Source organism: Bradyrhizobium sp. CSA112 (assembly GCF_029051645.1).
In the GTDB taxonomy this organism is placed as follows: domain Bacteria; phylum Pseudomonadota; class Alphaproteobacteria; order Rhizobiales; family Xanthobacteraceae; genus Bradyrhizobium.
Map to the genome: position 1 here is coordinate 1 of NZ_JAACFS010000111.1, position 1,078 is coordinate 1,078.

Consider the following 1,078-nt stretch of genomic DNA (forward strand, 5'->3'; position numbering starts at 1 on the left):
GACCCCGCCTCGCGACGGCAGCCCTTGCGTTTCACTAACCCTTCACCTCCATCAGGTTGGGTGGAAGACTTTCACTTCCGAGCTATTGAGCATGCCCGGCACACAACGAAGCCGCGGGCGCGGCATTGAAGTTGTTGCTGGAGTGGGAGTGCCAACAACCTTCCTGCCATTGGCAGGCGGTACTTCGACCCGTGCAGTCGGATCAACAATGATAGCAACCAACAGCATCTGGACACTTCGAAAGGACGATGCCGGGGCGCCTTTCTGGAACTCCGTCGCACCCGTCGAAGACCGTTACCGGGCCTCTCGCGCCAGGGTTGTCACGGGTGACTTTTCCGCAACGCCTAACCCATTGACAGCACGTAAAGTCGGCAACCTACTTTCCCCATTTTGCAACGTCCGTGCCATATCGCGTAAGTTGTGCGTGCGTTTGAGCCTGGCGACCGTCGAAGATCATCGGCCTTGAATCTCGCCCGGTGCTCTGGCATGGCAGCGGCTCGTTCAATCCGGCTTCTATGAGGTCGCACGCACGACAGAGCGCGCGGCTCGTACCTGCCACGCGACCTCACAGAACCCTCCAGATTCCTTGCAAACTTGATTTGTGATTCACTCGCCTGGACTGCTTTGGCGAGGGATTCGATGCGGCCACGAGAGCGTAGCGAGACGGGGGAGCAGGACCTTTTCCGCTCCCGGCTCGATCAGATCATCGACATGAAGCATCCGCTGGTAACGCTGGGCCGCACGGTGGATTGGAGGTTCCTGGAGGAACGTTTCGGCGAGGTTTACACCGATGATCCCGGCTGGCCGCCGCTGCCGACACGCTTGATGGTGGGGCTGGCGATCCTCAAGCATACCTATGACCTGTCCGACGAGGTGCTGTGCGAGCGGTGGGTCGAGAACCCCTATTACCAATACTTCTGCGGCGAAGAGTTCTTCCAGCACCGGTTGGTATTCGACCGCTCGTCGCTGACGCGCTGGCGCAACCGGATGGGCGAGGAGCGGCTGGCGGCGCTGATCCAGGAGAGCCTGTCGGTTGCCACCCGGACCAAGGCGATCAAGCCGTCCGAACTGTCGCGGG

At 60.6% G+C, this 1,078-nt stretch carries 1 protein-coding gene; it reads left to right on the forward strand.

All coding sequences use genetic code 11. The features are described 5' to 3' along the window. Positions 1-639: 639 nt before the first annotated feature. Positions 640-1,078, forward strand: a 439-nt coding sequence (locus tag GWE18_RS41890) for a transposase (protein WP_275191301.1), incomplete at its 3' end; no start/stop codon positions are given.